The sequence below is a fragment of the Streptomyces sp. cg40 genome, from assembly GCF_050320165.1.
GTDB classification, from domain to species: domain Bacteria; phylum Actinomycetota; class Actinomycetes; order Streptomycetales; family Streptomycetaceae; genus Streptomyces; species Streptomyces hokutonensis.
Genome location: NZ_CP190128.1, coordinates 8,456,433 through 8,478,208 on the forward strand (window position 1 = coordinate 8,456,433; position 21,776 = coordinate 8,478,208).

Sequence of the window (21,776 nt, forward strand, 5' to 3'; positions counted from 1 at the left end):
GGGACGTCTGGGTCGTACGACATTTCTGTCGCTGGTTCTTTCGCTATTTCTGTCGCTCGACAGAAATTAGGAGGCGGCCGGGTCGCCGGGGTTGCCCGGGTGTTGCCGGTCGGTTACCGAGCCCTCACCAAGATCACCGGGCGTTCGCGGCGCGGTGCCGTGTGCGAGGATCGAACGCATGGGGACAACGGGTGCACAGGGCGGCCGCCGGGTGGGCAGGCCGCGGGCCGATCAGCGGCCGGACAGCGGACTGTCCCCGCGCGCCGAACTGCTCGCCGCCGCGGCCGAGTTGTTCACCACTCGCGGCTACGCGGCCACCACCACCCGGGCTGTCGCCGAACTCGCGGGCATGCGGCAGGCGTCCATGTACCACTACGTCTCCGGCAAGGAGGAACTCCTCGCGGACCTCCTCGAGTCCACGGTCACACCCTCGCTGACCTGCGCCCGGGAACTCCTCGCGGACGACGCCACCCCGGCCGAGGACAGGCTGTGGGAGCTGTGCCGCACCGACGTCGAGCTGCTGTGCGGCGGCACGCACAATCTCGGCGGGCTCTATCTACTGCCCGAGGTGCGCGCCGAACGCTTCGCCGGCTTCCATGCCGTACGCGCCGAACTCAAGGACGCCTACCGGCAGTTGCTCGCCGCGACCGCCGCGGGCGGGGCGCTCGCCAAGAGCGAGCTGGAACTCCGCACGGATCTGCTGTTCGGGCTCATCGAGGGCGTCATCCTGGTGCACCGCTCCGACCCCGAGCGGCCGGTGTCCGCCTTCGCGGAGGCTACGGCCGACGCGGCGCTGCGTATCGCGGGGATCTGAGCCGGAGGCGCGGTCGGAAACCCGGTCGGAATCAGGGCTTCACTCCTTACGGTGAGTGATTTCCGCATGCCCGTTCGCCGTCACGTGTCGTGTTCGATCGGTGGCGTTGCGTGTAAATGGGCTGAGCGTACTCCTCTCTTGTGTCCCTTTTCAGGGGCTTGCTGAATATGACACAGCGATGATCCGGTCGGACTAAGCTCGCCCGCAGCGCACCGAGTTGGGCTGTATTCGTGCGTTTGTTCCTAAACATAACGAAGATCCCCAGGATCTTTCCCCTAACCCAGCCGACTTCTTCTAGAGGGCATACATGGTGAGTGTTCAATCGCCCCCCGGCCGCCGTGAACTTCCGTACGCCCGTGTGCTGTTGCTGCCCGCCATAGTGATGGCCGCGGCGACCGGGGCCGCCGTCGCCGTGGTGACGGAGCCGGCCCGGGCCGCGGTCGGCTTTTGCGGTGGCATCGCCACGCTCCTGGTGATCGTGACGGCCGCCGAAGCGGTCCGCCGCGGCCGGACCGTGCGTGACCAGCGTGCGGACCACGTTCGTCACCGTGCGTATCTGGAAGGGCGGATCGCCGCCCACGATCGGGACATCGCGCGGTTCGGGAAGGAGATCGTGCCCGCCGCGCTCTACGGAATGCGGGGCGGAGAATCGCCCGGAGAGGTGATTCGCCAAGTCGTCGACACTCACCCCCAGTGGCGCGAAATCTCCGAACCGCAGCGCGATTTGCTGCGCACACTGCTCGACATCGTGGACCGTGAGACGGCCATGCGTGACTCCGCGCAGCGTTCCTTCGTCAGCATCGCCCGGCGCGTCCAGGCCATTGTCCACCAACAGGCCAACGAACTCCGGGAGATGGAGGAGGACCACGGCCGCAACCCCGAGGTCTTCGACGACCTGCTGCGCATCGACCACGGCACCGCGCTGATCGGCCGCCTCGCCGACTCCATCTCGGTGCTGGGCGGCGGCCGTCCCGGCCGTCAGTGGCCCCAACCCGTCACGCTCTACAGCACGTTGCGCGGCGCCATGTCCCGAATCCTGGAATACCGGCGCATCTCACTGGACTCCATCGCCAAGGTCAACATCAACGGCACCTCCGTCGAACCGATCATCCACGCGGCTGCCGAACTCCTCGACAACGCCACCCGCTACTCGCCGCCGCAGACCAAGGTGCACGTCACCGCAGTCGAGGTGCAGACCGGTGTCGCCATCGAGATCGAGGACGCCGGCGTCAGCCTCAGCGAGGAGGCCCGCGCCCGGGTCGAGAACATGCTGGAGCAGGCCAAGGCCGGTATCGACCTCCAGGACCTCGGCGAGAGCCCCCGCCTGGGCCTGACCGTTGTCGGCCGGCTCTGCCAGACCTACAACATGCAGGTCTCGCTCAGGGCCTCGGCGTACGGCGGCGTCCGCGCCGTGCTGGTTGTGCCGCGCGACATGCTCACCAGCGAGCCCGCACCCGGCCTCGCCCACGGCATCGGCGCGACCGCCGCGCCCAAGATCGAGCTCGGCGCGCTCGAGGGTCCCAAGCGCGCGCCCAAGAAGCGCCGGCCGACCAGCCCCCGCATCCCTGCCACGGTCTCCATGGTGGACGAGGTTCCCGAGGTCACGGAGTGGACCGTGGGCGGCCTGCCGCAGCGCCGCAGCCGGGTCAAGATGCCGCTCAGCCAGCGGCTCGCCGAGCAGGCGGCGGCCGAACGGGCCGAACAGGCCGAGCGGGAGGCCCTGTCGGCCTGGGCCGAGCCGGCGCCCGAGCCCGAGAAGAAAGAGCCCGAACCGGGGCTGTGGGTCGAGGCGTTCATGAACGGACTCAAGGGCGACCCGGACCCGACTGCATTCACTCAGACGACCGAGCCGGCCCGTGTCGAGGCCGACGACGAGGGGGACCTCAAGTGATCCAGCAGCGAGCCAACTTCGACTGGATGCTCAAGGAGCTCGCCGACGGCGTACCGGGCATCGAGATGATCGTGGTGCTCTCCGCCGACGGACTGCGGATCGCCCGCTACGGCGGCGACCCGGACGCCGCCGACCGGGTCGCCGCGGCCTGCGCGGGGCTGCAGAGCCTCGCGAGCGCCGTAGCCCACGAGATCCCGGACAGCGACGGCACGATGCGGATGGTCATCATCGAGATCAACGGCGGCTACTTCTATCTGATGGCGGCGGGCTCCAACGCCTATCTCGCGGTGCTCTCCGACGTGGTCGCCGAACCCGGTCTGATGAGCAACCGCATGCGTGACCTGGTCGTCCGGATCGGCGCCCATCTCACCAGCCCGCCCCGGCGTAACGGGCAGACCGTATGACTCCTCCGCAACGCCGACGGCGCCACCCCAAGGAACAGCCCCCGCCCGAGCCCCTCAAACCGGGCCCGCGCAAGGAGCCCGAGCGGCTGTACGTGCTCACAGGATCGGAAGAGGGCCGCGAGCGCGCCGCCCTCGACCTGGTCACGTTAATCGTGGCACGCGCCGACCCGCCGCCCTCCTCCACGCCGGAGCGGGCGGCGCTGATCCGGCTCTGTGCCGCCCCCCTGTCCGTGGCCGAACTGTCGGCCTATCTGAATCTGCCGTTCAGCGTGGTGACCGTCCTGCTCACCGAGCTGCTGACGGCCGGACTGGTCCAGGCGCGCGCCCCCATCGTGCGGCAGGCGATCGCCGACCGTTCCCTCCTCGAAGCGGTGATGCATGGACTTCAAAAGCTCTGACACCCTCCCCGGACCACGGACCGAGGACCATCTGCCGCAGACGGCACAGGCCGCGGTGAAGATCGTCATCGTGGGCGGTTTCGGGGTGGGCAAGACGACCATGGTCGGTTCGGTCAGCGAGATCAGGCCGCTGACCACGGAAGAGACCATGACGCAGGCCGGCGTCGGGGTCGACGACGACTACGGCTCCGAGACCAAGACCGCGACCACAGTGGCGATGGACTTCGGCCGCATCAGCATCACCGAGCAACTGGTGCTGTACCTCTTCGGCACTCCTGGCCAGGAACGCTTCTGGTTCCTGTGGAACGGGCTGTTCGAGGGGGCGCTTGGCGCGGTGGTGCTGATCGACACCCGGCGCCTGGAGGTCAGCTTCGACGTCATAGGACGGCTTGAGGAGCGCGGTGTTCCGTTCGTGATCGCCGTCAACTCCTTTCCGGACGGGCCCCGTTACCCAGTCGAGGATCTGCGCGCCGCGCTCGACCTGTCTCCGGAGATCCCCATCGTCGAGTGCGACGCGCGGCGCAGGGCTTCCAGCCGGGACACCTTGATGACCCTGATGCGTTTCCTGCATTCCCTCGCGACGACGGGCTCCCCGGCCTGATCCCGCCGCCGCGGTTCTGTGCCCTGTCCCGCACTCCCCAGACACCGGATCCACTTCAGTTTTCGGAGCGACCATCGTGACGTCTGAACGACTCTCCCCGACCGGTACGGACGACCCCATGCCCGGCCCGCCCCCCGGCTGCCCCGCGCACGGCCTCGGCCCCGGGGGACTGCACCGGCTGTACGGCCCCGAGGCGCAGAACCTGGGAGCCGTGTACGAGAAACTGCGGGCCGAGCACGGTGCGGTGGCCCCCGCGCTGCTCCACGAGGACGTGCCGGTCTGGGTGGTGCTCGGCCACAGCGAGAACCTGCACATGGTGAGCACCCCCTCGCAGTACTGCCGTGACACCCGGCTGTGGACCTCCTTGCAGGACGGCACGATCAAGCCGGATCACCCGCTCATGCCGGTCATCGCCTGGCAGCCCATCTGCTGCCACGCCGAGGGCGACGAGCACCTGCGGCTGCGCGGCGCGGTCACCGGCGCCATGTCGACCATCGACCACCGGGGCATTCGCCGCCATATCAACCGTGCGACCCAGCACCTCGTCAACAAGTTCTGCAGGGAGGGCAGGGCCGACCTGGTCGGTCAGTTCGCCGAGCATCTGCCGATGGCCGTGATGTGCCAGATCCTCGGTATGCCCGACGAGTACAACGACCGGATCGTGCATGCCGCCCGCGACATGCTCAAGGGCACCGAGACATCCATCGCCAGCAACGCGTACATCATGGATGTCCTGATGCGGCTTGCCGTCCGCCGCCGGGCCGCCCCCGAGGACGACTTCACCAGCCATCTGATCAACCACCCGGCGCGGCTCAACGACGAGGAGGTCGGCCAGCATCTGCGCGTCGTTCTGATGGCCGCGTACGAGGCCACGGCCAACCTGCTCGCCAACGTGCTGCGACTGGTGCTCACCGACCCGGGGTTCCGCGCCCAGCTCAACGGCGGCCAGATGACGGTGCCCCAGGCGGTGGAGCAGTCCCTGTGGGACGAGCCGCCGTTCAGCACCCAACTCGCCTATATCGCCAAGCAGGACACCGAGCTGGGCGGTCGGCGGATCCGCAAGGGCGACGGCCTCCTCCTGGGCATCGCACCGGGCAACGTCGACCCGCGCGTCCGCCCCGACCTCAAGGCCAACATGCGGGGCAACCGCTCCCATCTCGCCTTCAGCGGAGGCCCCCATGAGTGTCCTGGCCAGGACATCGGCCGCGCCATCGCCGACGTCGGCGTCGACGCGCTGCTGACTCGCGTCCCGGACATCCAACTCGCCTGTGGGGAGGACGAGTTGAGCTGGCGCGAGTCCATCTCGAATCGACACCTGGTGGAACTGCCGGTGAAGTTCGCGCCGAAGCCCCAGCAGGACGTCATGCAGCGGCCCGCCGCCAAGCCGGTGCCGCCGCAGCGCCCCGACGACTGGCAGATCAGTACACAGCAGCCTCCGGTCACGACCCCGGAACCCGCTGTCCCGGCCCACGACCCCACACCGGAACCGGTATCCGAACCGACGCCCGTACCAGCCCGCCGACCGGGCGTGCTCCAGCGTCTCCTGCGCTGGTGGCGCGGCGACTGAGCAGACGAGCACCGGGCTACCCCGCCGCCCACTCCTCGTACGACGACCAGGCCCGCAGCACACGTGGGCTGACGAACCGGTGCTCGCGCCCCGTGATCGGATCGGTGAACTCCAGGACCCGCGCCAGTAGTTGGAGCGGGCGTCGGAAGTCACCGGCCGCCACGGGGCGGCTCACCACCGGATAGAGAGGATCGCCGAGGATCGGCACTCCCAACGCGCTCATGTGCACCCGGAGTTGGTGGGTCTGCCCGGTCCGCGGCAGCAGCCGGTACCTGGCCCGCCCGTTGTGGTGCTCCAGCAGCTCGACCCGGCTGACGGCGTTGGGCTCGCCCTCGACCTCACGGGCCGCCATGACTCCGCGCTCCTTGAGGATCCGGCTGCGTACGATCCGGGGCAGGACCAGAGCAGGGGCGTACGGTGCCACCGCCTCGTACTCCTTCACGACCCGTCTGTCCCGGAACAGCGACTGGTATGCGCCGCGCTCCTCGGGCCGCACGGTGAACAGCACGATTCCGGCCGTCAGCCGGTCCAGCCGGTGTGCCGCGCCGAGCGCCGGGATGTCCAGCTGCCTTCGCAGTCGCGCCAGGGCCGTCTCGGCGACATGGCTGCCGCGCGGGGTGGTGGCCAGGAAGTGCGGTTTGTCGGCCACCACCACGTGCTCGTCCCGGTACACGACATCGATCGCGAACGGCACCTGCTCCTCGGCGGGCAGCTCCCGGTGGAACCACACGAACATGCCCGGCACGTACGCCCTGTCCCGAGTCACCGGACGCCCGGTGACGTCCACGATCTGCCCCGCGTCGAGCATCGCGTCGATCACTCCGGCGCCGGCCCCGCCCGCGAGCCGTGCCACGAGATGATCCCGCACGGTCACCCACGCGTCCCCGGCCGGCAACCGCACTCGCACCGGATCGACCCCGTCGCGCTGCGGCAGGGGGGAGGGTGGGAGGGGGGTACGGCGTCTCATCGCGATCAAGCGTACGTGGCGGCGCCGACATCGGGTACGCGGTGACGTGTCCTAGGCGGCTACGGGGCGGGCGGAGCCGGCGCCGGTCCGGTACCTGTCGGTGACCTTGTGCCAGTGGTAGGAGCCCGCCGCCCAGCCCTGGATGGCCCGGGCGTGCCGTAGCACGGCGTGCCGGGTGTCCTGGTCCGCGCACAGATCGCGCAGTGCCCGTGGGAGGTCGGTCTCGACGGTTTCGGCGAGTGTCCTGACCCGGCCCGTCAGGATCCGGTCGACGTAGGGGACCGCCTCGTGGAGGGGGAGGTCCAGCAGTGCCTGGGCCACGTGCACGATGTTGTTCCCGGCGACGCCCTCGCGGACTTCCTTGGGATAGGACACGAGGTCGTTGTGCAGATCGACGGTGTCTCGGAATGCGTTGATCAGCACGGTGAACGCGCGCGTTCCCCGGACATCTTCGGGAATCTCCCAGTCGAACGAGTGCTCCATCAGTAGCGCGCTGCACCCGGCGGCTCCGTAGTCGCGGCGCATCTCCGTCTGCTCTATGAGGTCGGGGTACCGGGGATGGGTGAGGTTCTCGGTCTCCCACAGCGACGCTTCCAGGAACTGACGTACCGACCTGGTGTAGAGGCGCCGCCACGAGAGCGATGCGGAGGGCGCGGTACGGCGCCACAGTGCCGACAGCGCACGTTCCAGCGGCTGTTCCGGTACCGGGACCGAGACGTGTGCCGTCACCGGCAGGAAGGCCATCAACCGCTCTATGCGGCGCAGGATCTGCTCCCGCTCGCCCAGCGCCTCGCACCAGGGGAGGAAGACGTCGTCCAGGCACCAGATGACGCTGTGCCACCCGGACAGCAACTCCAGTTCCTCCGCCGAGGCGTGAGGATAGGTAAGCGCGGTGAACCTGGTGAAGTCCGCACGGTCGAAGATCTCGGCACTCCACCCGCCGTGGTGCGAGTCCGTGTGCTGAGGTTCAAGCAGACCCACGGAGTACGCCCAGGCGCGAACACGCGGACGGACATCGGCCAGGTGCGGATTTACCCGGGTCTGGAACGGCATGTAGAACGAGGGCAACTGGAAGGTGTCCGTCACGGCTGCCTCCTGTGTGGTCACGGCGTACGTCTGCACAGCTGCCTGTCTCGCACCGACGGTGCGCAGGCAGCAACCAGGTCCATGAACTGCGCGCTGTGCTCCATACCCCGCGACCGCGTCGCCCCGTGGACGGCGCGGGAAGCCCGTTGTCGGTCAACCGCCGAGACCCTGTGGGGCGGTCGACCACCGTCTCGTCACGCTCACGCGTGTCCGAGCCGCCGATCCGGATCTTGTGGATGGTGTACGCGACATACGCCCGCTGACACCCCTTCGGCCAGTAGTGAGGACACCCACTGGCAGCCGTGGGCTGTCGTATGAGCAAGTCCCACATCCTCCGCGAACATCCGGGTGGTCCCGCTGTCGGTCAACAGCCGGTCCGTTCCGGCCGGATTCGCACCCCCATACGATACAACCGCATTCGTTCGATCTCCAGAGTCGCTTCTCCGGGACGCCACTGGAGGCTCGCCTGTCGCGTCGGCCAAGTCCCGCTCCGCATCGACTAGTTCGCTGAGGCGTCCCCGGGCCGTCAATAGTCTTGACTACCCATTGCTTCGCAGCATGTGACGGCTTCCGGCCGGTCAGAAAGGGCGTGCACTCCGGCGCATGGAGCTGTCCCGTGCGCGGCTTCACACCGTGTTCACGGCCGTGCGCCACCACTGAGACGACGGATCATCAGGGTGACGCACGGCCGCCAGGACGGCTACTGAACCGGTTCCGGCGAGATGCGGGCCACTTCCGCGGCGGCGGGCACGCTCCGCGCGCCCGTCAGCCGATACAGCACCCCGACCCCCACAGTGACCCCCAAGAACAACACCGTGAACCACTGGAAGTACCAGTGCCCGCCCGCCGGGTCATACACCGCCGCCCGCGGCCAAGCCAGGTTGACGGTCATGATCAGGCCGTAGAGAAGCGCCAGGGCGTTGACCGGTACTCCCCACCGGCCGAGCGAGAACAGGCGGGCGCCCGTCTCGTCCGTGCCGTCCGTCGTGAACTCGCCGCGCAGGCGGCGGAGCAGCAGCGGTCCCGTGACCATCGCGTAGGCCAGGTACAGCATCACGATGCAGGTGGTGCCGATGGCGAGGAAGGCGTCGGGGGAGGCGAAGTTGAGGAGGAGCAGGGCTGCCGACAGGACGCCTACGGCGATGGCCGGGGCGCTGGGCATGCCCGTGCGGGGGTTGACCTTGGACAGGCGGGTGGAGAAGGGGAGTTGGCCGTCGCGGGCCATGGAGAAGAGCATGCGGCAGGCCGCCGTCTGGATGGCCAGGGTCGCCACCGCGATCGCGACCACCACGTCGGCCAGCAGGGCCTTGCCGACGCCGTCGCCGAGGCGGCTCGTCAGGACGTAGCTGAGGCCGTCGACGCCCAGGTGGCCGTCGGTCAGGCTGGGCGCGGCGAGCAGGCCGCCGAGGATGATCAGGCCGCCGAGCAGGCCCGCCGCGCCGAGCGCGGTGAGGATCGTGCGGGGCGCGGTGCGGCGGGGGTTGTGGGTCTCCTCGCTCATCTCGCCCGCGCTGTCGAAGCCGATCATCACGTAGGCCGCGGTGAACGAGCCGACCAGCAGCGCGCCGAGCAGTCCGCCCTCCAGGCTGCCGGTCGTGTGGAAGGTGATGGTCGGGGTGCGCTTCGAATGGGTCAGCAGGAGGACGACGATCAGGATCGCGCCGATGATCTCCGCCGTCACTCCGACCCGGTTGATCACCGACATCACGCGGTTGTCGAGGATGTTCACCAGCGTCGTCAGGATCAGCAGGATCACGCCCAGGACGGCCGCGTTGGCCGCGCCGTCCGGTGAGGTGGGCGTGGGATCGGTGCCCACCAGCTGGAAGCCCGACCAGATCGCCGGCAGCACCATCTGGAGCGCGAGCGCCGCCGCCGCCACGACGACGATCTGGCCGATCACCATGATCCACCCGGCGAACCAGCCGAAGGTCGCGTTGGAGAGGCGGGACGACCACTGGTAGATCGCGCCCGAGATCGGGTAGCGCGCGGCCAGTTCGGCGAAGCAGGCGGCCACCAGCAGTTGGCCCGCCAGCACGATCGGCCAGGCCCAGAAGAAGACCGGGCCGCCGAACGCGTACCCGAAGGCGAAGAACTGGAAGACGGTCGTCAGTACGGAGATGAAGGAGAACCCGGCCGCGAACGACGCGTACCGGCCGAGGCTGCGATGGAGCTCCTGGCGGTAGCCGAACTCGGCGAGGGAGCCGTCGTCGGGGGAGTGGGGCGGATCGGGGCGTACGTCGGAGGGGGTGGTTGTGGCCACGGCGGCACCTGCCTTCGGCGCGAATTCCTGTCGGGTGACAGAAATTAGGGACGGCCTGTTTCGGACGCGTCACGCCACCGTGTCCGGGGCGGGCCCAAGTCCTCACGCTCTTGCCCCCGCCGTAAAATCGCGATACATCGTGTATTGACGTTCCGTTGCTACTCGCGATATGTTCGATCACGAATATTTGGATGCGAGGTGTCCCGAGGGGGAGTGGGAGGTGGTGGCGCCGTGGCCGCGAAGCGTCGCAAGCTCAGCAATCCGCTGGCACTCGCCGTGCTGGTGACCCTCTGCCAGGGCCCCATGCATCCGTACGAGATCGCCCAGACTCTGCGCCGCCAGGGCAAGGACACCAGCACGAAGATCAACTACGGCTCGCTCTACACGGTCGTGCAGAACCTGGAGAAGCACGGCTTCGTCGAGGTCGCCGACATAGAGCGCAAGGGCAACCGCCCCGAGCGCACGGTCTACGGCCTGACCGGCGCCGGGCGCGAGGAGATGACCGAGTGGCTGTCGGAGCTGCTGGCCCGCCCGGTCAAGGAGTTCCCCATCTTCGAGACGGCCCTCTCGCTGCTGGGCGCCCTTCACCCCGACGAGGCGGTGACGCTGCTGGAGGAGCGGGTGAAGAACCTGGAGGTGCAGGCGGCCGGCGAGCGCGGAGCGCTGGAGAAGCTCTACGAGTCGGTGCCCCGCCTCTTCCTCGTCGAGGTCGAGTACCAGCTGCACATGACCGAGGCGCAGACCGAATGGGTCCGCGGCCTGCTGGAGGAGCTCAGAAAGGGCTCCTCGCTCGGCGTCGAAGGCTGGCGCCACTTCCACGAAACGGGGGAACAGCCACCGGAGTTCACCTGACGAAGACTGACCCCGACCGGACTGTTGCAGCAGTCCTGCCGGGGTCACGAACCCCGAGACCGACCCGCCGTGCGGCAAGCCAGGCAATCGAGGTGCGGCACACCCAGGATAGCCCGGCGCTCTGCACGCGGATCAGTCGTGACCTTTCACACTCACATCCGCTCATTCATGGAGAGCTGTCATGGGCAGTACCCGTGCGCCCGCAGTAGCGGCACACCAACTCATCAAGACCTATCCCGGCGACGTCACGGCCCTCAACGGCATGGACGTCACCGTCGAACCCGGCACCGTCTTCGGCCTCCTCGGGCCGAACGGCGCCGGCAAGTCCACCACCGTCAAGATCCTCACCACCCTGGCCCGCCCCGACTCCGGCACGGCCACCGTCGCCGGACACGACGTGCTGCGCCACCCGGACCGGGTGCGCCGCGCGATCGGCGTGGTCGCCCAGAACTCGGGCGCCGACCCGACGGCGACCGGCCGCGAGAACCTCCAACTCCAGGGCAGGCTCTACGGCTTGAAGGGCGCCGCGCTCACGCAGCGGGTGGACGAACTCCTCGACCGCTTCACCCTCGCCGACGCCGCGAGGCGCCCGGTGAAGGGCTACTCCGGCGGAATGCGCCGCCGCCTGGACGTGGCGCTCGGTCTGGTGCACCGGCCCGAGGTGCTCTTCCTCGACGAGCCCACGACCGGCCTTGACCCCGAGGCCCGCACCGCGATGTGGGACGAGATCGGCCGGCTCGCGGGGGAGGAGGGGCTGACCATCCTGCTCACCACGCACTACCTCGAAGAGGCCGACCGGCTCGCCGAACGCATCGCGATCGTCGACCGCGGCCGCGTCGTCGTCGAGGGCACCCCCGACTCCCTCAAGGGTGAACTCCGGGGCGACGCCGTCCACTTGGAGCTGCGCGAAGCGGTCGGCGACGCCGGTCGTACGCTGCTCAGGAGCGCCCTCGTCGGCCTGCCGGGCGTGCACGAGGTGCTGGTCGACGGACGTCGGGTCAGTGCCCGCGCCGACGACGGAGCGGCCGCGATGCCCGTCCTGCTGGCCGCGTTCGAGCGCGTCGGCGTCGGAGTCGCCGCCGCGACCGTCGCCCGCCCCTCGCTCGACGACGTCTATCTCCGCTACGCCGGCCGCCGTTACTCCGAGGCCGACGCGGACAGTACCGAGCAGCTCGCCGTCGCCGCCGTCGCAGGGGGTGCGCGATGAGCACCGCCGTCTCCCAGACCTGGTACATGACGCAGCGTCAACTCAGGGTGTTCGCACGGCAGCCCGCCTTCGCGGTCATCACCCTCATCCAGCCGGTGATCTGGCTGTTCCTCTTCGGCAACCTCTTCAAGAAGGTCGTCGAACTCGGCGGCTTCGGCACCACCTCGTACCTGGACTACCTCGTCCCCGGGGTGGTCGTGATGAGCGCGCTCAGCTCCAACATGTGGGCGGGCATGGGCACGTTGGAGGAGATCCAGCGCGGCACCCTCAACCGCTTCCTGACCACTCCGGTCAGCCGGGCCGCGCTGATGAACGGCAACGTCGTCAACAACGGCCTGGTGACCGCGTTCCAGTCGCTGGTCATCGTGCTGCTCGGACTGCTCGGCGGCGCCGACTACCCGGGAGGCGTCGGCGGCATCGCGATCCTGATCGTCGCCTCGGTGCTGCTGGGCACCATCTTCGGGGCACTGTCCAACGCGCTCGGCATGCTGGTGCAGGAGCGGGAGTCGATCATCGGCATCAACACCTTCCTGTTGCTGCCCCTGACCTTCCTGTCCAGCGCCTTCATGGCACCCTCGCAGATGCCCTCCTGGATGCGGCACACAGCCGACTTCAACCCGCTCAACTGGGCGATGGTGGCAGGCCGTTCGGCGATGTCCGAGCATCCCGACTGGGGCGACGTACTCAGCCGGGGCGGCGCGCTACTGGGGCTGGCGGTGGTGGCAGTGTGGCTGTCGATACGGACGTTCAGGTCGTATCAACGGTCGGTGTAGAGCCCCAAAGGAAGCGCCCCAAAGGGAGCGCCCTAAACAAAGGGGCGCTCCTATAGGCGCACCTACGCGGCAGCGCCGGCCCCCGTCACGCCCTCCTGCTCCGCCTCGATCTTCGCGTTCCACTCCCGCTTCGATGCCTGCCAGCCGTCCTCGTTGTGGCCGAGCCGCCAGTAGCCGGAGATCGACAGGTCCTCGCGCGGGATCGCCGACTCGACCCGCAGCAGGGCCCGCAGGTCCTTCACGAAGGCCGCCTCGCCGTGCACGAACGCGTGCACGCGGCCCTCGGGGAACTCCAGGGCCCGTACCGCCTCGACGAGCGCCTCGCCGACGGGACGGTCCCCGCGGTGCAGCCAGACGACCTCGATGTCCGAGTCGATCTTCTGCTCCTCCTCGGGACCGGAGACCTCCACGAAGGCGTGGGCCGTGACGCCCTCGGGCAGCGACTCCAGCGCGCGGGCGATGGCGGGCAGCGCGCTCTCGTCCCCGGCGAGCAGATGCCAGTCGGCGTCGGTGTCGGGGGCGTAGGCGCCGCCGGGGCCCATGAAGCGGACGGTCTCGCCCGGCTGGACGCGGGTGGCCCACGGGCCGGCGAGACCCTCGTCGCCGTGGATGACGAAGTCCAGGGTGAGTTCGAGGTGTTCGGGGTCCCAGGCGCGCACGGTGTAGGTCCGGGTCACCGGCCACTGCTCGCGCGGGAACTCGGCGCGGATGCGCTCCATGTCGAAGGGCTCGGGGTAGGTGGCGCCCCCGGCCGGGAAGAGCAGCTTCACGTAATGGTCGGTGCAGGTATCCGCCGAGAACTCGGCCAGACCCTCGCCACCGAGCACCACGCGCTGCATGTGAGGGGTCAGCCGTTCGGTGCGGACGACCTGCGCGGAGTGGGGCTTACGCGGCTTCCGTGCCGGACGTTCTGCCATGACGGCCTCCCAGGTCTATAGCTAAGGCTTACCTAAGTTAGCATCTCTCCCCCACTTAACACCCCTTGTATGAGGGGTTCATGAACGTCTCGCACAGAGCATCACTCCCCACCTGCGAGAATTCCGTTCACGGAAAACGAGAATTAAGCTTGCGCCCCGAGTGTGGTCAGCAGTCGCTGCAATGATCCGCCCAGCCCCCAGCATTCCGCCAGTGCACCCACCAGCTCCGGATCACGCGGGGCGCGCGGCAGGGCGGGGTCGACATCGGGCAGCGGGACGTCGTCGGCGACCCGTACGACCTTGGGGGCGACCGCGACATAGGGCCGCGACTCGTCGAGGCGCTTGCGCTGCGAAGGGGTCAGCTTGGACTTCGGATCGTCGATCGCCGCCATGATCCCCGGCACGTCACCGAACTCGGCGAGGAGCTTGGCCGCCGTCTTCTCGCCGATCCCGGGGACGCCCGGCAGGCCGTCGCTGGGGTCGCCGCGCAGCAGTGCCAGATCCACGTAACTGCGGCCGTCGACACCGTACTTCTCGCGCAGCACCGCCTCGTCGGTGAGCTGGAGCGTGCCGACACCCTTGATCGGGTACAGCACGCGGATGCCCCGGGCGTCGTCGACGAGCTGGTACAGATCGCGGTCGCCGGTGACGATGTCGACCGGGCCCTTGGCCTGGGCGGTGAACGTGCCGATCACGTCGTCCGCCTCGTACGGCTCGACGCCCACGCGCGCGATGCCCACCGCGTCGAGGACCGCCTCGATGATCGGGACCTGCGGGGAGAGCGTGTCCGGGACCTCCTCCGCGTCCGGGCCGCTCTCGCGCACCTCGGCGACGCGGTGCGCCTTGTAGGTGGGGATCAGGTCGACCCGCCACTGGGGCCGCCAGTCCGCGTCCATGCACGCGACCAGCTGGTCCGGACGGTGGTCCTTGACCAGGCGGTCGATGAATTCGAGCAGCCCGCGCACGGCGTTCACCGGCGTCCCGTCCGGTGCCTTCACGGACTCCGGGACGCCGAAGTAGGCGCGGAAGTAGAGCGAGGCGGTGTCGAGGAGCATCAGTCGTCCGGTCACGTCACGCATCATGCCGCACGACGGCGCGAGGACCACCTCTCCCTGTCACCCGGAGAGACGAACGCGGCGGGCCGGTGGGACGGACGACCGGCCGGTGAGCTGGACCACTCCTGTGTTTGCGGGTGGAAAGCGGGGGCAGGCGCCGCCTCGGAGCGGGCTCGGTTGCACATTCAACTGCAGCGGCCCGCCATGTCCTGCCCCCGAACGAGAGGTACGCGTGTCAGCCAGGCTAGAAGCCGAACACCTGCACAAGGTGTTCGGCAGACGACCCGACCAGGCAGTGGAACGGCTCCAGGCAGGAGCCGACCGGGAGGAACTGCGCGCCGACGGCACCACCGCGGCCGTGATCGACGCCTCCTTCTCCGTCGCACCGGGCCAGATCTTCGTCGTCATGGGCCTGTCCGGCTCCGGCAAGTCCACCCTCCTGCGCATGCTCAACGGACTCCTCGAACCCACTGCGGGCCGCGTCCTCTTCGACGGCCAGGACCTCACCGCGCTCACCGACCGCGAGCTGCGCGAGGTCCGCGCCCACAAGATCAGCATGGTCTTCCAGCACTTCGCGCTCTTCCCGCACCGCAGCGTCCGCGAGAACGCCGCCTACGGCCTGGAAGTGCAGGGCGTGCCCCGCGCCGAGCGCGAGGCCCGCGCCGGCGAGGCGCTCGCCCTGTGCGGTCTGGCCGGCTGGGAGGACTCCTGGCCCGACGAGCTGTCCGGCGGAATGCAGCAACGCGTGGGCCTGGCCCGGGCGTTGGCCACCGACGCCGACCTGCTCCTCATGGACGAGTCCTTCAGCGCGCTCGACCCGCTGATCCGCCGGGACATGCAGGACCAACTCCTTGAACTCCAGAAGTCGTTGAAGAAGACCATCGTCTTCATCACCCACGATCTCAACGAGGCCATGCGCCTGGGCGACCGCATCGCCGTCATGCGCGACGGCCGCATCGTCCAGACCGGCACCGCCGAGGACATCCTGCTGCGCCCCGCCAACGACTACGTCGCCTCCTTCATCCAGGACGTCGACCGCTCCCGGGTGCTCACCGCGTCCGCCGTCATGGACACCGGCGTCGACGGCCACGAGGCCGACTGCGCCTGCGAGACCGCCACACCGGACACCCCCTTCACCGACCTCTGCGCCCTCAGTGCCCGCCTGACCCACCCGGTCGCGGTGCTCGACGCGGTCGACGACGTCGTAGGGGTCGTATCGCAGGACCGTCTGGTGGCGTTCCTCGGCGGGGACTCCGCCGCGGAGCCGGTGGAGGTGACGGCCTGTGCCTAGGCTCCCGCTCGGTGACTGGGTCGACTCCGGTGTCGACTGGCTGGTCGCCCACATGTCCTGGCTCTTCGACGCGATCAGGACGGTCGTCGAGGGGATGTACGACGGTGTCGACGCGGTCCTCACCGCGCCCCAACCCCTGCTTCTTGCGGGCATGCTGGCGGTACTCGCCTGGTGGCTGCGCGGACTGGTCGCGGGGGTGCTGGCCTTCGCCGGGTTCCTGCTGATCGACTCGCTCGACCTGTGGGACCGGTCCATGTCGACGCTGGCCCTGGTGCTGGTGGCGACCGTCATCGCCCTGGTGATCTCGATTCCGCTGGGTATCTGGGCGGCCCGTTCCAAGACGGTCAGCGCGGTCGTACGGCCCGCCCTCGACCTGCTCCAGACGATGCCGTCGATGGTGCTGCTGATCCCGGCGATCCTCTTCTTCGGACTCGGCACCTCCGCCGGCGTCATCGCCACCCTGATCTTCGCGCTCGCCCCCGGCGTCCGCATGACCGAGCTGGGCATCCGGCAGGTCGACGCCGAACTCGTGGAAGCGGCCGAGGCGTTCGGCACCTCACCGCGCGACACCCTGCTGCGCGTCCAACTGCCGCTCGCGCTCCCGACGATCATGGCGGGCGTCAACCAGGTCATCATGCTCGGCCTGTCGATGGTCGTCATCGCCGGCATGGTCGGCACCGGCGGCCTCGGCGGAGCCGTCAACGAGGCCATCGGCCAGCTCGACATCGGCTTCGGCTTCGAGGCGGGCGTCGGCATCGTCGTCCTCGCGATCTACCTCGACCGGATGACCGGCGCGCTCGGCACCCAGATCTCCCCGCTCGGCCGCCGTGCCGCCGCCAAGGCCCGTGCGGCGGAGACCGCCAAGCCCTGGAACCACCGCCCCCGCCCGGCGTTCGCCGTGATCGGTGTCGTCGTGCTCGCGCTGGTGGCCGGCGGCCTCGGCGTCTTCGGCTCCACCTCCGGCACGACGGCGACCTCCGCCGACGACGTCGGCAAGGGCAAGGAGATCACCATCGGCTACATCCCCTGGGACGAGGGCATCGCCTCCACGTTCCTCTGGAAGGAGATCCTGGAGGAGCGCGGCTACAAGGTGACGACCACCCAGTACGCGGCCGGCCCGCTCTACACCGGCGTCGCCACCGGCCAGGTCGACTTCCAGACCGACGCCTGGCTGCCCACCACGCACGCCGAGTACTGGAAGAAGTACGGCAAGCAGCTCGACGACCTCGGCAGCTGGTACGGCTCCACGTCCCTGGAGCTGACCGTCCCGTCGTACGTGAAGGACGTCAACACGCTCGCCGGCCTCAGGACCCACGCCTCGGAGTTCGGCGGGAAGATCACCGGCATCGAACCGAGCGCCGGAATGATGGGCCTCCTCAAGACCAAGGTCCTCAAGGAGTACGGCCTTCAGGGCTACGACGTCGTCGACGGCTCCACCCCGGCGATGCTGGCCGAGCTGAAGCGCGCGTACGCCAAGAAGCAGCCGATCGTCGTCACGCTCTGGTCGCCGCACTGGGCGTACAGCGACTACGGGCTGAAGAAGCTCAGCGACCCGAAGGGCGCCTGGGGCAAGGGCGACGGCGTGCACACCGTGTCCCGGAAGGGCTTCGCCGCCGACAACCCCGAGGCCGGGAAGTGGCTGAGGGACTTCCGGATGACCGAGGCGCAGCTCACCGGTCTGGAGGCGCAGATCCAGAAGTCCGGCAAGGGCCAGGAGCAGTCCGCCGTCCGCACCTGGCTGAAGCGGCACCCGGGTCTCGTCGACCGGTGGGCACCGGTGAAGCAGCACCAGAAGAGCCAGGCGGCCGGATGACCTGACAGTCCCGGCCGCCGCCCCCAGAGGTGGGCCCCACCGCGCGTTCCCCCCTTCGCGCGGTGGGGCCCACCCTTCTCGGTACCCCTGTCAGGTACGAAAAGGATTCGGCCAACCACATAGCGCTACGAAACCGTGCAATCGGGCCTGTGATGTGAGCGGGAACACAGGCGACTGCGTACGCATTGAAGAGTAGGGACGAAGTCGCGCGCTGATCGAGGGGTAGAGGGACCTCGCACACTGGCCAGAACTGTGAAGTCCGATCGCACGCTGTGTGACGTGGATGTGACAGGCGCATGAAACGGTTTGCCGAACATGCGTAGGGTGCAGAGAACTCATCAGAGGCGGTTTCAGAACCGGCCGCGGGCCGACGAGCGAAGGAGGGAGCCGGAGCGATGGGCGACCACAAAGAACAGCCCCTTCGGGTGGGTGCGGCCGTACGCCGGCGGCGCCGCGCGCTGGACCTGACGCTCGCCGTCGTGGCCGAGCGCAGCGGTCTGTCGGTGCCCTTCCTGAGCCAGGTCGAGAACGACCGGGCGCGCCCCAGCCGCAGTTCCCTGGAGAAGGTGGCCGACGCCCTGCGCACCACGGCCGTCGAACTCCTCGCCGCCGCCGACCCCGCATGCAGCGTCGACGTCGTACGGGCCGAGGAGCCCGAGTCGGCGGCACCCCGGATGCGTTCGCTGGTGCGGGGCCATCACCAGCTGCACGCCTCGGAGTTCACCGGCGACCACGACGCCGGACGCGAATTCCAGCACCGGAACGACGAGTTGATGTACGTCGCGGACGGCGCCGTCGAGATCGAGGCGGAGGGGCGCGCGTACCGTCTCGTGCGCGGCGACACGATGTACCTGACCGGCGGGGTACGGCACCGCTGGCGCGCGACCGTGCCGGACACCCGGGTCGTCGTGGTCGCGGTGGCCGAGCACATCGAGGCGGTCCAGGACCGCCCGCGCTGATGCGTGTCGTCTCGCTCGTACCCTCCCTGACGGAGGCAATAGCCGTATCGCTGCCGGGAGTTCTGGTCGGCGCGACCGACTGGTGCAGCCATCCGGCCGACCTGGACGTCACCCGCGTCGGCGGCACCAAGAACCCGAAGCTCGACCCGATCCTCGCCCTCGCGCCCGACCTGGTGGTCGCCAACGAGGAGGAGAACCGCGAGCCCGACCTGACGGCCCTGCGGGAGGCGGGTGTTGAGGTCCTGGTCACCGAAGTGCGGGACGTCCCGCAGGCGTTCCGCGAACTGGACCGGGTCCTCGACGCCTGCGGAGCGCCCGTACGACCGCGCTGGCTGGACGAGGCCGAGCGGGCGTGGACCGAACTCCCGTCCCCCGAGCGCCGGTTGACCGCCGTCGTGCCCGTCTGGCGCCGCCCCTGGATGGTGCTCGGCCGGGACACCTTCGCGGGCGATGTGCTGTCCCGGCTGGGGGTCGACCACGCGTACACGACGCACACCGAGCGCTACCCGCGCGTCACTCTGGATGAACTGCGGTCCGTGGAGCCGGAGTTGGTGGTCCTCCCGGACGAGCCGTACCGCTTCACGGCCGAGGACGGACCGGAGGCGTTCCCCGGTCTGCCCTGCGCGCTCGTCAGCGGTCGGCACCTCACGTGGTACGGGCCGTCACTGGCCGAAGCGCCACGGGTGCTGGGCGAGGCCCTGCGAGCAGCTCGCCGCTGACCAGGCCCCGGGCCGTGTGCGCGGCGGCGGTGACCCAGGCGGCGACGAGCACGCCGTACAAGGCGAACGCGAGTCCGTCGTAGACGGCGAGGCCGGTGTGCCGGGCCAGGGACTCCGCGCCGGTGACGCAGGTGCCGACCGGGAAGGTGAACGCCCACCAGGTCATCGCGAAGCCCATGCCCCGGCGCCGGGCGCGGACCACGTGCGCGGTGGCGAGGGCGAACCAGAGCAGCGCGAAACCCATGACGGGGACACCGTAGAGAACGGCCAGGAGACCGAAGGCCTGGGCGGTGGCGGCCGGTACGACACCGGGGGCGAAGTCCGCGAACTTGCCCACGGCGGTGGTTGATTGGCCGAGCGGGCCCAGCACCAGGAACAGCGTCGGCGTGAGCGCGAAGGGCAGCGGTCCGCCGGCGACCAGCCGGGCGAAGACCAGCGGGAGCATCAGGAGCGTGGCCAGCAGACTCAGCCCGAACATCGCGAAGCACGCGAGGAGGAGGGTCTCCCGGGGCTGCCCGGCCGGCAGATGGGGCACCAGGAGCGGCCCGAGGGCTGCGGACACCATGGGCGCGACGACCGGCAGCAGCCACACCGGGGACGCCTCGGACAGGTGCACACGATGTCGTACGGCCATCAGGTACGGGACGGCTACGGCGGCCACCAGCCCTACGACCGTACCGGCGCCGAACAGCACGAAGTCGAGGACGACCGCCGCGCGCAGCCCGATCCAGTCCCGCCCGACGACCAGGGTGCCGCCGCCCACCGCCAGCAGGGCCATCGCGAGGCAGCCGTAGAAGGGGGCCGTCGCCGGGTCCTGGAGGTGGGCGCGGGCCTGGTCGCGGTGGTGGGTCCAGTGCAGGGTGCGGGCGGTGAGCAGGGCCAGGAGGAGGGCGAGGGAGAGGGCCCAGACGGCGGTGCAGGCCGCGCGCAGTCCCGGGAGGTGGCCGGGGAGCCCGGCGCCGGCCGTGGCGACGATGGCGGTGCCCATGACGGACGCGTACCAGTTGGGTCCGAGGTGACGAACTGCGGTGACCATGTGTCCAGCGTCTCGCCGGTTGAGACGGGCGACCAGGGAGGATGTGTCTATGGGGACATAAACTGGATTTATGAGCAGTGGCGAGACGGATGGCGGGCGGGAAGGGTCGATAGCGCACCGGGTGCCGGATCTGGGCGCGCTGGAACTGCTGCTGGCGGTGGCCCGGCTCGGCAGCCTCGGTGGCGCGGCGCGCGAGCTCGGCATCACCCAGCCGGCGGCCAGCAGCCGGATCCGCTCGATGGAACGGCAGCTCGGTGTCGCCTTGGTGGACCGCTCCCCGCGCGGCTCGCGCCTGACCGACGCGGGCGCCCTGGTCACGGACTGGGCGCGCCGGGTCGTCGAGGCGGCCGCCGCGTTCGACGCGGGTGCCCAGGCGCTACGGCACCGGCGCGACTCGCGGCTCCGGGTCGCCGCGAGCATGACCATCGCGGAGTACCTGCTCCCCGGCTGGCTCCTGGCCCTGCACTCCCAACGCCCCGACACGGCGGTGTCGTTGCTGGCCGGCAACTCCACGACGGTCGCGGAACAACTCCTGTCCGACGAGGCGGACCTGGGCTTCGTCGAGGGACTATCGGTCCCGCCCGGCCTGGACTCCACGGTGATCGCCCACGACCACCTGATCGTCGTGACGGCCCCTACCCACCCCTGGGCCCGCCGCCGACGACCCGTTCCCGCAACGGAGTTGGCGTCCACACCACTGATCCTCCGCGAGAAGGGCTCGGGCACCCGCCAGGTCCTGGACGCGGCCCTGGGCGGCCTGGCCCGCCCTCTCATCGAGCTGTCCTCCACTACGGCGGTCAAGGCATCGGCGGTGAGCGGAGCGGGCCCGGCCGTCCTGAGCGAACTGGCCGTCGGCGAGGAACTGTCGACCCGACGCCTGGTCCGCATCCCGGTGGAAGGGGCCACCCTGGCCCGCGACTTGAGAGCGGTATGGCCCACAGGGCACCGCCCGACGGGCCCGGCCCGCGAGCTACTGTCCCTGACCCGCGGTTGAAGTTCCCGCCCCGGGGGCTCCGCCCCCAGACCCCCGACCTTTGCCCACCCACCACCCGACTCGGTGAGTTGAGAGGTGCGCCGACCCGGCTTGGTGGGGAGAGGAGGGTGCGGCCCGAGCTCGGTAGGTCGAGGGGGAAGGGGGGCGGTCTCGGCTTGGTGGGGTGAGCGGT

At 69.6% G+C, this 21,776-nt stretch carries 20 protein-coding genes; 14 read left to right on the forward strand and 6 right to left on the reverse strand.

The features are described from left to right. Nucleotides 1-178 precede the first annotated feature (178 nt). The 6 genes from ACQHII_RS38150 to ACQHII_RS38175 all read left to right on the forward strand — a co-directional run bounded on the left by ACQHII_RS38150 (nucleotide 179) and on the right by ACQHII_RS38175 (nucleotide 5,675). Complete coding sequence (locus ACQHII_RS38150; protein ID WP_427923535.1) at nucleotides 179-814, forward strand: TetR/AcrR family transcriptional regulator; 636 nt, start codon at nucleotides 179-181, stop codon at nucleotides 812-814. A gap of 307 nt (nucleotides 815-1,121) precedes the next feature. Beyond that, a complete protein-coding gene (locus ACQHII_RS38155) occupies nucleotides 1,122-2,705 on the forward strand; it encodes a sensor histidine kinase (protein ID WP_427923536.1) in 1,584 nt (527 codons plus the stop codon). Next, complete coding sequence (locus ACQHII_RS38160) at nucleotides 2,702-3,109, forward strand: roadblock/LC7 domain-containing protein (protein WP_200715016.1); 408 nt, start codon at nucleotides 2,702-2,704, stop codon at nucleotides 3,107-3,109. Before ACQHII_RS38155 ends, ACQHII_RS38160 begins: the two co-directional genes overlap by 4 nt. Then, a complete protein-coding gene (locus ACQHII_RS38165; protein WP_427923537.1) occupies nucleotides 3,106-3,507 on the forward strand; it encodes a DUF742 domain-containing protein in 402 nt (133 codons plus the stop codon). The genes ACQHII_RS38160 and ACQHII_RS38165 overlap by 4 nt, the downstream gene beginning before the upstream one ends. Next, nucleotides 3,488-4,108: a GTP-binding protein gene (locus ACQHII_RS38170; protein WP_427923538.1), complete on the forward strand. Its 621-nt coding sequence runs from the start codon at nucleotides 3,488-3,490 to the stop codon at nucleotides 4,106-4,108. Before ACQHII_RS38165 ends, ACQHII_RS38170 begins: the two co-directional genes overlap by 20 nt. Before the next feature lie 76 nt (nucleotides 4,109-4,184). Further along, complete coding sequence (locus ACQHII_RS38175) at nucleotides 4,185-5,675, forward strand: cytochrome P450 (protein WP_427923539.1); 1,491 nt, start codon at nucleotides 4,185-4,187, stop codon at nucleotides 5,673-5,675. A 16-nt stretch (nucleotides 5,676-5,691) separates the two neighbouring features. Here the strand turns inward: ACQHII_RS38175 and ACQHII_RS38180 are convergent, their stop codons facing one another. The 3 genes from ACQHII_RS38180 to ACQHII_RS38190 form a co-directional block, all read right to left on the reverse strand. Next, nucleotides 5,692-6,642 (reverse strand): RluA family pseudouridine synthase, encoded by a 951-nt coding sequence (locus tag ACQHII_RS38180; protein ID WP_427923540.1) that lies wholly within the window; start codon nucleotides 6,640-6,642, stop codon nucleotides 5,692-5,694. Between the two features lie 51 nt (nucleotides 6,643-6,693). Further along, entirely contained in the window at nucleotides 6,694-7,728 is a 1,035-nt protein-coding gene (locus ACQHII_RS38185; protein ID WP_427923541.1) for a terpene synthase family protein, read from the reverse strand. Nucleotides 7,729-8,428: 700 nt separating this feature from the next. After that, nucleotides 8,429-9,988 (reverse strand): amino acid permease, encoded by a 1,560-nt coding sequence (locus ACQHII_RS38190; RefSeq protein WP_427923542.1) that lies wholly within the window; start codon nucleotides 9,986-9,988, stop codon nucleotides 8,429-8,431. A gap of 231 nt (nucleotides 9,989-10,219) precedes the next feature. Between ACQHII_RS38190 and ACQHII_RS38195 the strand changes: the two genes are divergently transcribed. The 3 genes from ACQHII_RS38195 to ACQHII_RS38205 all read left to right on the forward strand — a co-directional run bounded on the left by ACQHII_RS38195 (nucleotide 10,220) and on the right by ACQHII_RS38205 (nucleotide 12,820). Then, nucleotides 10,220-10,840, forward strand: a complete 621-nt coding sequence (locus tag ACQHII_RS38195; RefSeq protein WP_427923543.1) for a PadR family transcriptional regulator — start codon at nucleotides 10,220-10,222, stop codon at nucleotides 10,838-10,840. Nucleotides 10,841-11,021: 181 nt separating this feature from the next. Then, nucleotides 11,022-12,047 (forward strand): ATP-binding cassette domain-containing protein, encoded by a 1,026-nt coding sequence (locus tag ACQHII_RS38200; protein ID WP_427923544.1) that lies wholly within the window; start codon nucleotides 11,022-11,024, stop codon nucleotides 12,045-12,047. Beyond that, entirely contained in the window at nucleotides 12,044-12,820 is a 777-nt protein-coding gene (locus ACQHII_RS38205) for an ABC transporter permease (RefSeq protein WP_427923545.1), read from the forward strand. Before ACQHII_RS38200 ends, ACQHII_RS38205 begins: the two co-directional genes overlap by 4 nt. A gap of 62 nt (nucleotides 12,821-12,882) precedes the next feature. Here the strand turns inward: ACQHII_RS38205 and ACQHII_RS38210 are convergent, their stop codons facing one another. Both ACQHII_RS38210 and ACQHII_RS38215 read right to left on the reverse strand, forming a co-directional pair. After that, nucleotides 12,883-13,737 (reverse strand): siderophore-interacting protein, encoded by an 855-nt coding sequence (locus ACQHII_RS38210; protein WP_427923546.1) that lies wholly within the window; start codon nucleotides 13,735-13,737, stop codon nucleotides 12,883-12,885. Between the two features lie 143 nt (nucleotides 13,738-13,880). Beyond that, complete coding sequence (locus ACQHII_RS38215; protein ID WP_427925504.1) at nucleotides 13,881-14,816, reverse strand: 5'-3' exonuclease; 936 nt, start codon at nucleotides 14,814-14,816, stop codon at nucleotides 13,881-13,883. Between the two features lie 208 nt (nucleotides 14,817-15,024). Here ACQHII_RS38215 and ACQHII_RS38220 point away from each other — a divergent pair, with 208 nt between their 5' ends. The 4 genes from ACQHII_RS38220 (at nucleotide 15,025) to ACQHII_RS38235 (ending at nucleotide 19,574) form a co-directional block, all read left to right on the forward strand. Further along, nucleotides 15,025-16,083 (forward strand): quaternary amine ABC transporter ATP-binding protein, encoded by a 1,059-nt coding sequence (locus ACQHII_RS38220; RefSeq protein WP_427923547.1) that lies wholly within the window; start codon nucleotides 15,025-15,027, stop codon nucleotides 16,081-16,083. After that, nucleotides 16,076-17,896, forward strand: coding sequence for an ABC transporter permease/substrate binding protein (locus ACQHII_RS38225; RefSeq protein ID WP_427923548.1), 1,821 nt, complete (start codon nucleotides 16,076-16,078; stop codon nucleotides 17,894-17,896). The genes ACQHII_RS38220 and ACQHII_RS38225 overlap by 8 nt, the downstream gene beginning before the upstream one ends. A gap of 395 nt (nucleotides 17,897-18,291) precedes the next feature. Continuing rightward, nucleotides 18,292-18,855 carry a helix-turn-helix domain-containing protein gene (locus tag ACQHII_RS38230; RefSeq protein WP_019066149.1) on the forward strand — a complete coding sequence of 188 codons (564 nt, stop codon included), beginning with the start codon at nucleotides 18,292-18,294 and terminating at the stop codon, nucleotides 18,853-18,855. Further along, entirely contained in the window at nucleotides 18,855-19,574 is a 720-nt protein-coding gene (locus tag ACQHII_RS38235; protein ID WP_427923549.1) for a helical backbone metal receptor, read from the forward strand. The genes ACQHII_RS38230 and ACQHII_RS38235 overlap by 1 nt, the downstream gene beginning before the upstream one ends. On the opposite strand, the gene ACQHII_RS38240 is transcribed toward ACQHII_RS38235, so the two are convergent. Further along, entirely contained in the window at nucleotides 19,501-20,610 is a 1,110-nt protein-coding gene (locus tag ACQHII_RS38240; protein ID WP_427923550.1) for a TDT family transporter, read from the reverse strand. The genes ACQHII_RS38235 and ACQHII_RS38240 overlap by 74 nt on opposite strands. 70 nt (nucleotides 20,611-20,680) lie before the next feature. On the opposite strand from ACQHII_RS38240, the gene ACQHII_RS38245 reads away from it, so the two are divergent. Next, nucleotides 20,681-21,604 carry a LysR family transcriptional regulator gene (locus tag ACQHII_RS38245; RefSeq protein ID WP_427923551.1) on the forward strand — a complete coding sequence of 308 codons (924 nt, stop codon included), beginning with the start codon at nucleotides 20,681-20,683 and terminating at the stop codon, nucleotides 21,602-21,604. The last annotated feature ends 172 nt before the right edge of the window (nucleotides 21,605-21,776 follow it).